At 71.6% G+C, this 16,046-nt stretch carries 11 protein-coding genes; 8 read left to right on the forward strand and 3 right to left on the reverse strand.

From position 1 onward, the window contains the following. Positions 1–179 precede the first annotated feature (179 nt). Positions 180–590 (forward strand): acyl carrier protein, encoded by a 411-nt coding sequence (locus ACT2CW_RS05285; protein WP_182473297.1) that lies wholly within the window; start codon positions 180–182, stop codon positions 588–590. A gap of 82 nt (positions 591–672) precedes the next feature. Here ACT2CW_RS05285 and ACT2CW_RS05290 read toward each other — a convergent pair whose 3' ends face one another. After that, positions 673–1,932, reverse strand: a complete 1,260-nt coding sequence (locus tag ACT2CW_RS05290; protein WP_445515701.1) for a cytochrome P450 — start codon at positions 1,930–1,932, stop codon at positions 673–675. A gap of 171 nt (positions 1,933–2,103) precedes the next feature. Between ACT2CW_RS05290 and ACT2CW_RS05295 the strand changes: the two genes are divergently transcribed. Then, on the forward strand, positions 2,104–2,958 hold the full coding sequence (locus ACT2CW_RS05295) for an alpha/beta fold hydrolase (RefSeq protein ID WP_445515702.1): 855 nt from the start codon (positions 2,104–2,106) through the stop codon (positions 2,956–2,958). 139 nt (positions 2,959–3,097) lie between these two features. Here ACT2CW_RS05295 and ACT2CW_RS05300 read toward each other — a convergent pair whose 3' ends face one another. Further along, positions 3,098–3,793 carry a TetR/AcrR family transcriptional regulator gene (locus ACT2CW_RS05300; RefSeq protein WP_164426574.1) on the reverse strand — a complete coding sequence of 232 codons (696 nt, stop codon included), beginning with the start codon at positions 3,791–3,793 and terminating at the stop codon, positions 3,098–3,100. A gap of 127 nt (positions 3,794–3,920) precedes the next feature. On the opposite strand from ACT2CW_RS05300, the gene ACT2CW_RS05305 reads away from it, so the two are divergent. From ACT2CW_RS05305 to ACT2CW_RS05330, 6 genes are all read left to right on the forward strand, one after another. Then, on the forward strand, positions 3,921–5,597 hold the full coding sequence (locus tag ACT2CW_RS05305; RefSeq protein WP_445515703.1) for an amidohydrolase: 1,677 nt from the start codon (positions 3,921–3,923) through the stop codon (positions 5,595–5,597). Between the two features lie 118 nt (positions 5,598–5,715). Then, positions 5,716–7,317 (forward strand): ABC transporter substrate-binding protein, encoded by a 1,602-nt coding sequence (locus ACT2CW_RS05310; protein WP_445515704.1) that lies wholly within the window; start codon positions 5,716–5,718, stop codon positions 7,315–7,317. Beyond that, positions 7,314–8,282: an ABC transporter permease gene (locus tag ACT2CW_RS05315; RefSeq protein ID WP_445515705.1), complete on the forward strand. Its 969-nt coding sequence runs from the start codon at positions 7,314–7,316 to the stop codon at positions 8,280–8,282. Before ACT2CW_RS05310 ends, ACT2CW_RS05315 begins: the two co-directional genes overlap by 4 nt. Continuing rightward, entirely contained in the window at positions 8,279–9,142 is an 864-nt protein-coding gene (locus ACT2CW_RS05320; protein WP_445515706.1) for an ABC transporter permease, read from the forward strand. The genes ACT2CW_RS05315 and ACT2CW_RS05320 overlap by 4 nt, the downstream gene beginning before the upstream one ends. Continuing rightward, positions 9,142–10,173: an ABC transporter ATP-binding protein gene (locus ACT2CW_RS05325; RefSeq protein WP_445515707.1), complete on the forward strand. Its 1,032-nt coding sequence runs from the start codon at positions 9,142–9,144 to the stop codon at positions 10,171–10,173. The genes ACT2CW_RS05320 and ACT2CW_RS05325 overlap by 1 nt, the downstream gene beginning before the upstream one ends. Then, a complete protein-coding gene (locus tag ACT2CW_RS05330; protein WP_445515708.1) occupies positions 10,170–11,000 on the forward strand; it encodes an ABC transporter ATP-binding protein in 831 nt (276 codons plus the stop codon). The genes ACT2CW_RS05325 and ACT2CW_RS05330 overlap by 4 nt, the downstream gene beginning before the upstream one ends. A gap of 39 nt (positions 11,001–11,039) precedes the next feature. Here ACT2CW_RS05330 and ACT2CW_RS05335 read toward each other — a convergent pair whose 3' ends face one another. Continuing rightward, positions 11,040–16,040, reverse strand: coding sequence for a type I polyketide synthase (locus ACT2CW_RS05335; protein WP_445515709.1), 5,001 nt, complete (start codon positions 16,038–16,040; stop codon positions 11,040–11,042). Between the last annotated feature and the right edge of the window lie 6 nt (positions 16,041–16,046).

A 16,046-nucleotide genomic window follows, 5' to 3' on the forward strand; every position in this document is an offset into this window, starting at 1 on the left:
TCATGGCGGACACGGCGTCCGTGGTCATCGCGGACATCGACTGGGCCTGGATGACCGCACACGCCTCCGAGCTGGGAGCACATCGGCTCTTCGATGACGTCTCCGGCCCTTCGAACACGCCGCATACGCACCGCGGTCGGTGACCGACGCCGACCGGCCCCAACCAGGCGGGAGTACCCATGAACGCACACACCAAGGTCAACAACCACACCCCCGGCGACGCCACCGAAGCTCAAGGAGACGGATCCGCGATGCAGACGGAGAAGAGCGAGACCGCACTCGACGGGACGGCGCTGCACCAGGCGCTCTCCATCGCCACCGCCGAGGAGCGCGAGGACATCATGCGGGAGACCGTACGGACGCAGCTGGCCGACATCCTGGCGCCCACCGTGGTGGACGACGACAGCAACTTCCTGGAGAACGGGCTCACTTCGCTGACCGCTCTCGAGCTCACCCGCAATCTGATGACGCTCACCGACGTGGAGATCCCCCTCGTCGCCATTCTGGAGTACCCCACACCCACCCAGCTCGGCCACTACCTCGCCGAGGCATACGCCGCGGTCAACTCCGGTGACGGCGCCACGGCCTAGTCAGGCCCGCGGGGCACAACGCCGCGCGGGAGGGGATCAACCCCCTCCCGCGCGGCGTTTTCAGTGCTACGGGGCAGGTGTGTCAGAAGGCGCACTCCACATGCTTGATGGCCTCGACGAAGCTGGCCACCAGCCGCCGGGGCTTCCCCACCGTACGGATCTCCGGCAGCCGGCTGAACAGCTCGCGGAAGAGCACCGTGACCTCCATCCGGGCGAGATGGGCACCCAGGCAGAAGTGCGGTCCGACCGACCCGAAGGTCAGATGGGGATTGGGGTCCCGGGTGATGTCGAACTCGTAGGGGTCGGGGAAGACGTCCTCGTCCCGGTTGGCCGACCAGTAGAAGAGCAGCAGCTTGTCGCCCTCCGTGAAGCGGTGGCCGTTCACCTCGCAGTCACGCCGGACGGTGCGCCGCATCCAGTTGATGGGGGTCGCGACCCGCAGAATCTCCTCGACCGCGCCCGGCGCGTAGGTCTCGAAGTCGGAGAGCAGCAGCTTCCGCTGCTCCGGGTGGTCGCTGAGCAGCACCAGACCGCGCGAGATGGCGTTGCGGGTCGTCTCCATTCCGGCGACGACGAGCAGGATGAAGAACGACGAGAGCTCTTCGGGGCTGAGCCGCTCACCGTCGATCTGCGCCTGCACCAGCCGGGTGATCAGATCGCCCGTGGGGTTGCGGGTGCGGTCGGCGGCGAGCCGTGCGATGTAGTCGGCGAGTTCATGGGAGGTCTTCAGCAGGGCGGCGGTGGCCTGATCGGCCCGGGGAACATATTCGGGGTCGAAGGTGCCGACGATGATATTGGACCGGTCGTAAATGAACTCGTAGTCGTCGTCGGGAATCCCCATCATGCCGCTGAGCACCGCGATCGGCATGATCGCCGCGACCTTCCGGACGAAGTCGCCGGGCCCTTCCGCGATGAGGTCGTCGACAATCTTCCGGGCCGCCTTGTGGGAGGCCGCCTCGAACTCGGCGGCCATTCCGCGGCCGAACGCGCGGGAGACCAGCCGGCGCATCCGGGCGTGCTGGGGATTGTCCATATTGATCATGGATCCGAAGAAGTTGTTGAACTCCTCCGGCAGATCGATGATGCTGATCGCGGTGGGCTCGGAGCCGAAGTCCTGCGGACGCCGGCTCACCTCGGCGATATCGGCGTGCCGGACCATCGCGTAATAGCCTGACCCCTGCCCGAACCCGGGCATGACCGGCTCGCGGAAGAGAACGGGCTCCGGCCGTCCGCGCAGCGCCGCGAAGGCGGCGTCACGGTCGCCGTAGGGCTGTGCCCAGAAGGACAAGTCGGTGAGATCGATGGTGTCGATTTGGGCGAACCTGGATTCCGGGGGATACACGGCGCCTCACTTCAGCTCGGAGTCTACGGTCGGCAAGGAGGTGGGTCGGCATGAGAGTATGAATCGCCCGGTCATCCAGCATCTCGCCCCCCGCTAAAGCGCCGCTAATCCGCGCGTACCTCACATCCCCAGCGGTCGAATCGGATTGGGCGCTCCGGCTAGAATTCCGCCATGGATCTTTCCGTGCCCGTAACCGACGATGTGAAATTGCATTTCCGGCACCGGCCGGGAACGGCGTCGCTTCCCTTTCTCCTGGTCCATGGCATGGCGTCGAGCGCCCGGCTGTGGGACGAGGTCGCCGACCATCTGGCCGCCGCGGGCCATGCGGTGTACGCGGTGGACCTGCGCGGCCACGGGGACTCCGACGCCCCGGAGACCGGGTACGACACGCCGACCGCGGTCGCGGATCTGGTGGCCGCGTCCGCCGCCCTCGGTCTTGACCGGGTGGTGGTGGCCGGTCACTCCTGGGGCGGCAATATCTCGGTGCGGCTGACCGCCGAGCATCCCGAACTGGTCGCCGCGCTGGCCCTGGTGGACGGCGGCTGGCTGGAGCCGGCCAAGGCGTTCTCCTCCTGGGACGCGTTCGTCGGGGCGCTGCGGCCCGCGTCCCTGGAGGGCGCCACCGTGCGGAGCGTGAGCGACTACTTCCGCGCCATCCACCCGGACTGGTCCCCGGCGGCGATCGAGGCCGCGGTGGACACCATGCGGGTGAACGCGGACGGATCGCTGTCCCGGCGCATGTCCACCGAGCAGCACATGTCGATCCTGCACAGCATCTGGAACGAGCCGCCGAGGCCGTGGTACGCGGCCATCGACGTGCCCACCCTGCTGATGCCCGCCATCCCCAAGGGCGCGGACGCGAAGTGGGCGGACCGCATCCGCTCCCGCATCAGGGAGACCACGGCCGATCTGCGCCATGCGACGATGCGCGAATACCTCGACTCCGAGCACGATCTGCATGCCCAGCACCCGCGGCGGGTGGCCGACGACTTGCTCGACCTGGCCCGCGGAGCCTCCGGCCGGTGAGCAACGCTCGCTGATCGCCGGACAGCGCCCCGAAGGGGCGCGGGGCTGTGTCGATGTGCGGCTCCGCCGCGCGAGCGCGACCAGCCACGACGGCGCCGCAGTCGGCCGACGACGCATCGCGACACTTCCTGCCGGGCGCTTAAGCCCCCCGCAGGGTCTCGGCCCGCTTCTCGATCGCCGAGATCAGCGCCCCGACCGTGGCCTCGAAGATCCGCTCGTCCGCCACCTCGGCGAGTTCGGCGCTCAGGCGGGTGATGTTCGGGAATGCCCGCGGGTCGACCAGCCGGTACTCGCGGGTCCAGGCGGACTCGTCGGCCGCGCGGGCCTCCGCGTCGAAGAGGAAATACGCGGCCTGCTGACCGACGTAGGCGAGGAGTGAGTCCGCGACCATGCGGTAGTGCAGGGCCGCCTCGGCGCCCTCGAGTCCGGCCTCCATGACGGCGCCGAGGATGAGTTCGACGACCCGGAACTCATTGGGCCGCCGGGTGGTCCGGCTCGCCATGGCCGAGCCCACCACCGGGTATTTGAGGGCGACCGCAAGCGAGCCGTCGGCGAGCGCCCGGATGCGCCCCTTCCAGTCGAGGCCCTCGGGGATGCTGTCGAGCACCTCGCCGAGCGTGCGGTCCGCGACGGACAGCAGCAGCTCGTCCTTGTCTCGAAAGTGCCGGTAGATCGCGGTCGGGTCGGCCCCGAGCTCCTCGCCCAGGCGGCGGACGGTGAAGGCGTCCTCGCTGCCGCGGGCCGCGATGCGCAGGCTCGCCTCGATGATTGCGTCGGGCGTCAGCTGACTGCCTGCGCGCTTGCTCCGGGCCGTGTTGGCGGGTGACTTCGGCATGGTGCGGCCAGTGTATCGATCCAGGAAACGATCAGCGCAATACCGTTGACAACAGCATTGCGCTGACGTTCACTCCTCCACAACAAACAAGCCAGCGGGTCAGCCCGCCGAGCCGGAGGTTGCTTCGATGGCGCACCGCAGCCAACAGGCCGACACCGTTTTCGTGGGTGGCCGGGTCTTCACCGGGGCCGGGACACGGCCCACCCCGGTGGACGCCGCCGTCGCCGTGGGGGGAGGCCGGATCCTCGCCGTCGCCGACGCGAGCGCGGTGTGGTCGCTCGCCGGCGCCACCACGGAGGTCGTCGACCTGGAGGGCGGGCTGCTCGTCCCCGGGTTCCAGGACGCCCATGTCCATCCCGTGGTGGGCGGAGCCCTGATGCTCGGCTGCGACCTGGGCGGGCGGAGCACCGCCGAGGGCTGTCTCGCGGTGGTGGCCCAGTACGCCAAGGACCATCCGGACGCGGCCTGGATCCGCGGCGGCGGCTGGTCCATGGACTGCTTCCCCGGGGGTACGCCGACGCGCGGCATGCTCGACGCGGTGGTGCCGGACCGGCCCGTCCTGCTCACCAACCGCGACGGCCACGGCGCCTGGGCCAACACCCGCGCACTCGACCTCGCCGGGGTCGGCCGCCACACCCCCGACCCGGCGGACGGCCGGATCGAGCGGGAGCCGGACGGCGCCCCGGCGGGCACCCTGCACGAGGGCGCCGTGGAACTGGTGGCCCGCCATATGCCGGTCGCGACACCGGACGAGGCGTACGCCGGTCTGCTCGCCGCGCAGGAGTACCTCTTCTCGCTGGGGGTGACCGGCTGGCAGGACGCCATGATCGGCGCCTTCCCCGGCAACCCCGACAACTTCGACGTCTATCTGCGCGCGGCCCGTGAAGGCTCGCTGCTGGCCCGCGTCGTCGGCGCCCTGTGGTGGGACCGCGAACGCGGCCTGGAACAACTTCCCGAGCTGGCGGAGCGCCGCCGCACCGGACAGGTGGGCCGCTTCAACGCCACCAGCGTGAAGATCATGCAGGACGGCGTGGCGGAGAACTTCACCGCGGGAATGCTGGAGCCCTACCTCGACGGCTGTGGCTGCCCCACCGCCAACTCCGGACTCAGTTTCGTCGAACCCGCCCTGCTCACCGAGGCGGTGTGCGCACTCGACCGCTCCGGCTTCCAAGTCCACTTCCACGCGCTCGGCGACCGCGCCGTCCGTGAGGCCCTCGACGCGCTCGCCGCGGCCCGCGCCGCCAATGGTGTCAATGACAACCGGCACCATATGGCCCATCTCCAGGTCGTCCACCCCGACGACATCGGGCGCTTCGCGAGCCTGGAGGTGGCCGCGAACATCCAGGCGCTGTGGGCGGCGCACGAACCGCAGATGGACGAGCTGACGATCCCGTTCCTGGGCCCCGAGCGGGCCGCCCTCCAGTACCCGTTCGGGGATCTGCGGCGGGCCGGGGCCCGCCTGGTCGCGGGCAGCGACTGGTCGGTGAGCAGCCCCAACCCGCTGTGGGGCATCCATGTCGCGGTCAACCGGACCGTACCCCCGGAGGAGTCACCCGGCGGGCCGTACGCGCCGTTCCACCCCGAGCAGGCCCTGTCCCTGGCCGAGGCGCTCACCGCGTACACCGCGGGCAGCGCCTGGGCGAACCACCTCGACGACATGACCGGCACGGTCGAGGAGGGCAAGTGCGCGGATCTCGTGGTGCTCGACCGCGACCCGTTCGCGGGCCCCTCCCAGGAGATCGCCAACGCCCGGGTGCGCCGCACCTATATCGACGGTCGGCTCGTCTTCGCCGCGACCGACTGACGTATCCCCGCTACTTCACCGAGCCCACCCCGGACGGAGGCAGACGGTGCCCATAGGGAGCGCAGGAACGAGACGACGGACACGACCATGGTGGCGCACCGGGGGGACCCTCCTCGCGGTGGCCGCGGTGCTCACCACCGGTGCGTGCAGCGGCACCGCGCACTCGGACATAGGCGGCGGCACGAGTGCCGCATACCGACTCACCGAACGAACTCCCGCAGCCACAGGGCCACTTGACTCCTTCAGCTGGTCGATCTTCGCCGAGCCCACCTCGATCGACTACGCCTACGCCTTCGACTATCCGCCCAACCAGATCCTCTCCAATGTCTGCGAGAGCCTGCTGCGCTGGAACCCGGATCTGACGACATCGCCGAACCTCGCGTCCTCGTACCGCAATCCGACGCCCACCACCTGGGTCTACAAGATCCGCCCCCATGTGCGCTTCCACGACGGGACGCCGCTCACCGCGCACGACGTCGTCGCCTCGCTGCGCCGCCACCTCGACCCCGCCGTGGGCAGCGCCTGGGCCAACTCGTTCCGCAATGTGAAGTCGATCGACCAGTCCGGTGAGCTGGAGGTCACCGTCCGGCTGAAGAAGCCGGACTCGACCTTCAACCAGGGGATGGCGGCCAGTCCCGGCACCGTCGAGTCCGCCGCCACCCTCGCCGAGAAGGGCAAGGACTACGGCGGCCCCAAGGGCGGTGTGAACTGCACCGGGCCGTTCTCGTTCGGGTCCTGGAACCCGGGCCAGTCGCTGGTGCTCAAGCGGTTCGACGGCTACTGGAACCCCAAGCTCAAGGCCAAGGCGGGCCGGGTCACGTTCGTGTTCCTGAGCGATGCGACGACCCGCGTCAGCGCCTTCCAGAGCGGTGAGGTGGACGGCGGCTGGATGGTCCCCACCGATTCCTACGCCCAACTCCGCTCGTCCCGGGCCGGAAAGCTCTACTTCGGCCGCAACACCACCGTCGCCGACGAGGTGGTCGGCGATCTCAAGGGCCCGCTGGGGGACACCCGGGTGCGCAGGGCCCTGCTGATGGCCATCGACCGCGAGGGCATCGTCAAGGCGGGCGCCGGCGGAGTAGGCGAGGTTGCCGACTCGCTGGTCACCGACAACGTGTGGAAGGGCGCGCCCGCCGCGACCCGCAAGGCCCTCCTCGATGACCTGCCGCGCTACCCGTACGACCCGGCCAAGGCCAAGAAGCTCGCGAAGCAGGCCGGAGTGGAGGGCCGGCGGATCACCATCGCGTCCAGCCCGCTCGACTCGCAGTCGACGATCACCACACAGGCCGTCGCCCAGGCGGCCAGGGACATCGGGCTCGATCCCAAGATCGACACGCTCCCCCCGGAGAAGTACTCGACGCTCTTCACCGACCCCGCCGCCCGCAAGGGCATCGACCTCTTCCTCACCTTCTGGTACACGTCGATCACCGACCCGCTGGACATGTACACCTCCCTGGAGACCGGCGCGTCCACCAACTACGGCGGCTGGTCCAACAAGGACTTCGACAAGGCCGTCGAGCAGGCCATCGGCACCTACGAACCGGCCGCGCACGCGGAGGCCAACGCGAAGGCCCAGCGGATCGCCCTGCGGGAGTTGCCCTGGCTGCCCCTGCACACACAGCCCGTGAGCGTCTTCCTCGGCAACCGGATCACCGGCGTCCGGCCGTCGATCGCCTATCTGTACTACCCGTGGGCGGCCGAGATCGGAGCGAAGGGATGAAGCACACGGCGACATGGGCGCTCGACGGTCTGCGCAGACTGGCCGGGATGGCCACGACCCTCCTGATCACCTCGTTCCTGGTGTTCTCCTCGCTGTACCTGGCGCCCGGCGACCCGGCGAGCTTCCTGGTCCGCGGCCGCAGCGCGAGCCCGCGGGAACTGGCCGAGATCCGCCACCAGTACGGGTTCGACCAGCCGTTCCTGGTCCGGTACGGACACTGGCTGGACCAGGTGGTGCACGGCGACTTCGGCCGGTCCTACGTCTTCCACCAGGACGTCAGCTCGGTCATCTGGTCGCGCCTGCCGGCCACGCTGCTGCTGGTCGCGGTGTCGGCACTGCTGATCGCGGTGGTGGGTGTCGCGGCGGGCATGGTCGGCGCGCTGCGCCGCGGCACACGGGCCGACTCCGCGCTGATGCTTCTGGTGACGGTGGGGGCCGCCGCCCCCGCCTTCGTCGTCGCGGTGCTGCTGAGGTCGCAGTTCGGGGTGCGGCTCGGCTGGTTCCCGACCATCGGCAACGGCACCGGCGTACTCGACCGGCTGCATCATGTCGTGCTTCCGGCGGTGGCCCTGTCGGTGACGTTCATGGCGCTGGTGACCCGGGTGACCCGCTCGGCGATGCTGGAGGAGCTCGGCCGTGAACACGTCGAGGTCTCGGTGAGCCGTGGCACACCACGGTGGACCGTGATCCGGTGTCATGTGCTGCGCAACGCGCTCGGGCCGATCGTCACCGTCTCCGCGCTCCTGATCTCGGGAATGCTGGTGAGCACCTCGATCGTGGAGACCGCGTTCGGGATGTCGGGCGTGGGATCGCTGCTCGTGCAGTCGGTCAACCAGATGGACTTCCAGGTGGTGCAGGCGATCGTGCTGCTCGTGGTGGCCGCGTTCGTCGTGGTCAACGCCCTGGTGGACGTGGCACATCCGCTGATCGATCCGCGGGTGGCGGCAGCGGGGAGCGCGCGATGAGCGTACAGATCCCGGATGTGGCGCGCGGGCCGGCGGCCCGGCTGCGGTCCTTGGGCGGCGGGTGGTCGCAGAACCTGTGCCTGCTGCTTCTGATCCTGTTCATCCTCGTCTCGGTGTTCGCGCCGTGGCTCGCGCCGCAGGATCCGACCTACGGCGACCTCGGCTCGGGGCTCGTGGGCCCGAGCGCCGAGCATTGGCTGGGCACCGACCAGGGTGGGCACGACACGTTCTCGGCCCTCGTCGAAGGGAGTCGTACGAGCCTGGTCGGGCCGCTCACGGTGGTGCTGTTCTCCACCGTCACGGGCATCGCCGTCGGCCTGTTCACGGCCTGGCGGGGCGGCTGGGTCGACACCGTGATCGGGCGGCTGATCGACGTCCTGTTCGCCTTCCCCGCACTGCTCGTCGCGATCCTCGCGGTGGCGGTCTTCGGCAAGGGGATGACGGCACCGGTGATCGCCATGTCCCTGGCGTACCTGCCGTACACCGCCCGGCTGGTGCGCGGTCTCGCCCTTCAGGAGCAGGCCAGGCCCTATATCGCCGCCTACCGTGTACAGGGGCACTCCGGGGTGTTCGTCGCGGTCCGCCGACTGCTGCCGAACATCGGCCCGACCGTGCTCGCCCAGTCGACGGTCAACTTCGGCTACGCGCTGCTCGACCTCGCCGCCCTGTCCTTCCTGGGCCTCGGCGTCCAGCCGCCGACACCCGACTGGGGCGCGATGATCAACCAGAGTCAGGCCGCGGTGCTTCAGGGCCAACCGCTGTCGTCGGTCGTGCCCGCCGTCGCGGTCGTCCTGGTCGTGGTCGCCTTCAACGTGGTCGGAGAGAACTTCGGCGACCGGCTCGCGGGGAGGGATTCCTGATGGCACTGCTCGCATACGAGGCGCTGAGCATCGCCCTGCCCGGCATGGCCCGCCCGGTCCTCGACGGCATCGATCTGACCGTGGCCGCGGGTGAGGTCGTCGCCCTGGTCGGTGAATCCGGCTCCGGGAAGTCGGTCACCGCCCGCGCCGCCCTCGGCCTGTTCCCTCCGGGGGCCGAAGTCGAAGGCCACGTCCGGGTCGATGGCACGGACCTGGTGAGTGCCGACGCCACCGGCCTGCGGACCATCCGTACGGCCAAGGCGTCGATGATCTTCCAGGACCCTCGGGCGGGCATCAACCCGGTGCGCCGCATCGGGGACTTCCTCACCGAGTCGCTGCGCGTCGGCCACGGCTGGACCAAGGACCGCGCGCACACCCGGGCCGCCGAACTGCTCGCCGCGGTCGGCCTCCCGGACCCCGCCCGGCACCTGAGGCAGTATCCGCACCAGCTCTCCGGCGGCATGCTCCAGCGCGTCATGATCGCCGGAGCGCTCACCACCGAACCCCGGCTGCTGCTGTGCGACGAACCGACCACCGCCCTCGACGTCAGCACCCAGGCCGAGATCATGGCCATCCTGGGACGGCTGCAACGCGAACGCGACCTGGGCCTGCTCCTCATCACCCACGACATCGAACTCGCGGCCGCCGTCTGCGACCGCGTCTATGTGATGTACGCCGGGCGGATCGTGGAGACGGCGCCCACCGCCGAACTCTTCGCCGCGCCTCGCCACCCCTACACCGCGGGCCTGCTCGGCTCGTCCCCTCCCCTGTCGGCGCCGAGCGGCCCGCCCGCCCGGCTGACTCCGATCCCCGGGGCCCCGATGGGGCTGCTCGACTCCGCCCCCGGCTGCTCCTTCGCGGCCCGCTGCCGCTTCGCCCGGCCCGGCGTCTGCGACCAGTCACCACCGCCCCTGGAGCGGCACGACACGGCCCTGGTCGCCTGCCACCGCGCCGACGACCTCACCTCCGTGCCCGACGCGCTCGCCGCGACGGCGACCGCTCCCCACTCACCCCAGCTGGAGGACGGTTGACCAGCGAGACGGACACGCTGCTCGAAGTGAGCGGTCTGCGCAAGACCTACCGGACGGGAAAGGCGGAGCTCGTCGCGGTCGACGACCTGTCGTTCTCCGTACGGGCCGGCGGCGCGCTCGGCATCGTGGGCGAGTCGGGCTCCGGCAAGACGACCACGGCCCGGATGCTGATCGGCCTCGAACGCCCCGACGCGGGACGGATCCTGGTCCAGGGCGAGCCGCTGACCGCGTCCGTACGGGGCAAGGCTGCCCGGCTCGCCCGCGCCAAGGCGGTCCAGATCGTCTTCCAGGACCCGTATCTCTCGCTGGACGCGCGCATCAGCATCGGCGCGACCATCGACGGGGTGCTGCGCCTGCACGGCCTGGCGGACCGGGCGGACCGGGCCGCCCGCACCAGGGAGCTGCTCGCCCAGGTCGGCCTCGGTGAGCGCGAGGCGGCCGCGCTCCCCCGCAGGCTCTCCGGCGGCCAGCGCCAACGCGCCGCGATCGCACGGGCGTTGGCCGTCGAGCCCGCCGTGCTCGTGCTCGACGAGGCGGTGTCGGCCCTCGACGTATCCGTACAGGCACAGGTGCTCAATCTCCTGTGGGACATCCGCCGCGACACCGGCATCGGCCTGGTCTTCGTCAGCCACGACCTGGCCGTCGTGCGATACGTGTGCGACGAGGCGCTCGTTCTGTACCGGGGCCGCACGATGGAACACCGCCCCGTCGCGGACCTCCTCTCCGACCCCGGACACCCCTACACACAGCTTCTGCTGGCATCCGTCCCCCGACCGGGCTGGGACCCCGACTCGATCAGCGGCCGACGCCGGGAGCACAGCGGCTGACGCACCGGCGGTCGCGGGCCCGGGGCCCGCGACTGCCGGTCAGACCCCGAGTTCGCGGTCGATGAGGGCGAACACCTCATCGGCGGTGGCCGCCGTCAGATCCTGCTCGCCCGCGGGCTCATCGGCCTGCTGCGCGGTGGCGGTGTACTTCCAGACGAGAGCCTGCAACCGGTTCACCAGACCGGCGCGCCGCGGATCGCCGGCCGGCAGCCCGGCCAGTGCGGCCTCGATTTCATCCAGGTGTCCGGACGCCGGATGTGCCGCGTCGGCCTCCCCGGGGTCCACCTCGGCCAGCAGATGGCCCGCGAGTGTGCGCGGTGTCGGATAGTCGAAGACCACCGTGGTCGGCAGGCTCAGGCCCGTGGCGGCGCGCAGCCGGTTTCTGAGCTCCACGGCCGCGATGGAGTCGAACCCCAGCTCCTTGAACGGGCGGTCCGGCTCGACCGCCTCCGGCGCCGGATAGTGCAGTACGGCCGCCACATGGGCGCGTACCAGCGCCAGCAGCCGCTCGACCCGCTCGTCGTCGGGCAGGGCGGCCAGCTCCCGCCGCAGCGCCGACGCCTCGTCGGTGCCGGTGTCCTCGGCGGGTTCCCGCGCGGCCTCGATGGCCTGGCGGGCGGCCGGGACACCGTCGAAGAGCCTGCTGGGACGGGCGAGGGTGAACAGCGGCGCGAAGCGCTCCCATGCCACATCGGCGACGGTGAGGCCCGGATCGTCGTGGTCGAGCACCTGGCGCAGCGCGGTCAGCGCAGGCCGGGGGTCCAGCGGGGGCAGGCCCTGCCGCCGGGAGCGCTCGGTGTGCGAGGCCGCCGTCGCGTCCGCCGTCGCACCGCCGTACGGCAGGTCCCACAGCCCCCACGCGATCGAGACGGTGGGCCGTCCGTCGGCCCGGTCGTGCCGGGCCAGCGCGTCGAGGCAGGCGGTGGCGGCCGCGTAGGAGCCGTGGTCCTTGCTGCCCCAGGACGCGGCGACGGTGGAGAAGTACACCACGGTGTCCTCGGGGCCCATGCCGCACAGTTCGTCCAGGTAGCGCCCGGTATCGTCCAGGTGGGCGCGGATCTCCCCGGCCAGCCGCCGCGGGGTGAGCTCCATCAGTGGGGCCAGCTCGCCGGAGGCCGAGGTGTGGACGATCGTCCCGATCCGTCCGTTCTCCTCCGCCACGCGCTCGACCATGCGCGCGGTGGCTTCCCGGTCGGCGGGCACGTGGTCGGCCACGGTGAGTCCGGTCCCGAGGGCGTCCAGTTCGGCCGTCAGCTCCACGGCGCCGGGGGCTTCGTCACCTCCCGGGCACAGCAGCACGATGTGTTCCGCCCCGTCGGCGGCCAGGTGGCGGGCGACCTGGGCGGCGGGTCCTTCGGCGGTTCCGGTGATGAGCACGGTGCCCCGGGGCTTCCAGGTGCGCCGCGGGGCCCGGCCACCGATCGGGTCGGGGACCAGCCGACGTCCGTACGCACCGGCCGGGCGCAGCGCCACCTCGTCCTCGCCCCGGGCACCGGTGAGCAGGGCGCGCAACCGCTCCGCGTCGAGGGTGCCCGGACTCGCGGGCAGATCCACCAACCCGCCCCACCGGTCGGGGTGTTCGAGGGCGGCCACCCTGCCGAGCCCCCACAGCTGGGCCTGGTGGGGAGCGTCGGGGGACTCCGCATCGTCGATGGCGACCGCGCCGCGGGTGGCGCACCACAGGGGCGCGGGGACGGCGGCGTCCACCAGCGCCTGGAGCAGGGTGAGGGTGCCGGTCAGGCCGGGGGCCACGCCGGGGAGCGGCGGCGCGTCGTCGTCCAGGGCCAGCAGCGACAGGACGCCCGTCGGTGGCGGCTCCTCGGCGCACCGGGAGCGCAGCAGTTCGGCGAGCCCCTCGCGGTCGATGTCCTCGGCCACCTCCAGCCGCCGCGCCTGGCCGCCGTCCGCGCCCAGCGCCCGTACGCAGGCGTCGGTCCAGGCGTCGGCGGCGCCCTTGGGGTGGACCACGAGCCAGGAGCCCGCAGGGGCAGGAGCGGCATCGGTGACAGTCCGCCACTCGACGCGGTAGCGCCAGGAGTCCACGGCGGAGCGCTCACGCCGGGCGCGGCGCCATGTCGAGAGCGCGGGGAGCACGGTGCCCAGTGAGGCCCGGTGGCCGGTGTCGTCCGGCAGACTCAGTGTCTCGGAGAGCGCGCTCAGGTCCTCCCCCTCCACGGCGGCCCAGAACCGGGACTCCTCCTCGTCCGCCGCGGGCCGGGTGTCGAAGGACACCGAGTCGGCCAGCCAGTACCGCTCCCGCTGGAAGGCGTAGGTGGGCAGTTCGACGGTGCGCGGGGCGGCGGGGCCGGTGGGGTGGAGGGTGGTCCAGTCGACCGCCACGCCCGCCGTGAAGGCCAGCGCGAGGGACTCGATCAGCCGCGCCGGGCCGCCGTGGTCGCGCCGGAGCGTGGGCACGGTGACGGCGTCGGCCCCGGCTTCCTCGAAGCTCTCCTGCATGCCGACGGTCAGCACGGGGTGGGTGCTGCTCTCGATGAACACGCGGTGGCCATCGGCCAGCAGCGCCCGGACGGTGTCGGCGAACCGCACCGGTTCACGGAGGTTGGTCACCCAGTAGCCGGTGTCCAGCGCGGTGGTGTCGATCCGGCCGGCGGTGACCGTGGAGTAGAACGCCACCGTGGACGCGACCGGCCGGACGCCGGCCAGGGCCTCCGTCAGCTCGTCGGCGATCTCGTCCACCTGGGGGCTGTGCGAAGCGTAGTCCACCTCGATCGGCCGCGCCCGGTCGCCCGCCTCCTGACACGCCGCCACGGCGTGCGCCACCTGCTCGGGCGGCCCGGAAACCACCGTGGACGAGGGGCCGTTGACGGCCGCGATGCCCACGGCCGCCGTCCGGTCGCCCAGCCCGGCCAGCAGCTTCTCGGCCCGCTCGCGGCTCACTCCCAGGGAGGCCATCGCCCCGCCACCGGCCAGCCGCCGCAACGCCTTGCTGCGCAGCGCCACGACCTTGGCGCCGTCCTCCAGCGACAGGGCCCCGGCCACCACGGCCGCCGCGATCTCGCCCTGGCTGTGCCCGATCACCGCCGCCGGGCGTACGCCGTGGCCCGCCCACACCGCGGCGAGCGACACCATCACGGCCCACAGGACGGGCTGTACGACGTCGACACGGCCCAGGTGGCCCGCCCCGTCGGCGCCGCGCAACACATCGGTGAGGGACCAGTCGACGTACGGAGCCAGGGCACGCTCGCACTCCGCCACGCGGGCGGCGAACACGGATGATGCTTCGAGCAGTTCGGCGCCCATGCCCGCCCACTGCGAGCCCTGCCCGGGGAACACCAGCACCGGGCCCGGATCCCCGGCCACGGCGGCGCCGCCGGGGTGGACCAGGCCCGGGTGCGTCCCGCCGGTGGCCAGCGCCTCCACGGCCGCCATCAGTTCGTCGCGGGTCTCGCCCAGGGCCACGGCCCGGTGGTCGAACACCGAGCGGGTGGTGACCAGCGACCAGCTCACCTCGGCGACGGACGGCCCCGGATCGACGGCCATCCGCCGGGCGAGCGCGGCCGCCTGCCCGCGCAGGGCCTGGGCACTACGGGCGGACAGCACCCAGGGCAACACCGCCGTCGCCACCGCCGCCGCCTCGGGCTCGCGGTCGGCAGGCTCCTCCTGCCCGGCAGGGGGACTCGGCTCGGGGGCCTGTTCCAGGATCAGATGGGCGTTGGTGCCGCTGATCCCGAACGAGGACACCCCGGCCCGGCGGGGCCGCTCGCCCCGCGGCCACGCCACCGGTTCCGTCAGCAGCCGTACCCCGCCGCCCTCCCACTCCACATGCGCGGTCGGCTCATCGATATGCAGGGTGACCGGCAGCGTCTCGTGGCGGAGCGCCATCACCATCTTGATCACACCAGCCACCCCGGCGGCCGCCTGGGCATGACCGATGTTGGACTTGAGCGACCCCAGCCACAGGGGCCGTTCAGCGGGCCGGTCCCGGCCGTAGGTGGCCAGCAGCGCGTGTGCCTCGATGGGGTCGCCGAGGGAGGTGCCCGTGCCATGGGCTTCCACCGCGTCGACCTGGTCGGCGGCGAGGCGCGCGTTGGCCAGCGCCTGGCGGATCACCCGTTCCTGCGACACGTCGTTGGGCGCGGTGAGTCCGTTGCTGGCACCGTCCTGGTTGACGGCCGAACCCCGGATCACCGCCAGCACCCGATGGCCGTTGCGCCGCGCGTCCGACAGCCGCTCCAGCAGCACCAGGCCGACGCCCTCGGAGAAGCCCGTGCCGTCCGCGGCGGCCGCGAAGGACTTGCAGCGGCCGTCGGGGGCCAGCCCGCGCTGCCGCGAGAATTCGGCGAACGCGGTCGGTGTGGTGAGCGCGGTGACCCCGCCCGCGAGCGCCAGATCGCATTCGCCCTGCCGCAGCGCCTGGCCCGCCAGATGCATCGCCACCAGCGACGACGAACACGCCGTGTCCACCGTCACCGCCGGGCCCTCCAGACCGAAGGTGTACGCCACCCGGCCGGAGACCACACTGGTCAGGCTGCCGGTCGTGGCGTAGCCCTCGAACCCCTCGGGGACCTGGGGCATCCGGGACAGATAGTCCTGGCTGGACACGCCCGCGTACACACCGGTCAGGCTGCCCTTCATCGTCACCGGGTCGACACCGGCGCGCTCGAACAGCTCCCAGGCCACCTCGAGCAGCAGCCGCTGCTGAGGATCCATCGCCAGGGCCTCGCGCGGGCTGATCCCGAAGAACTCCGCGTCGAAGCGGTCGGTGCCGGCCGCGCCGTCCAGGAAACCGCCGTGCCGGACATAGCTGGTGCCGGGGTGGTCGGGGTCCGGGTGGTAGAGGCCCTCCAGGTCCCAGCCGCGGTCGGTGGGGAAGGCGGTGATGCCGTCGCCACCGGAGGCCACCAGCTCCCACAGCTCCTCGGGGCAGCCGACACCACCCGGATAACGGCAGGCCATGCTCACGATGGCCACCGGCTCCTGGGACCGCTCCTCCATCTCGCGCAGCCGCTGACGGGCCTGCCCGAGATCCACCGTGACCCGCTTCAGATACTGGCGGAGTTTCTCTTCCGTACCCGACATCAGTCC

The organism is Streptomyces sp. NEAU-174 (assembly GCF_052665095.1).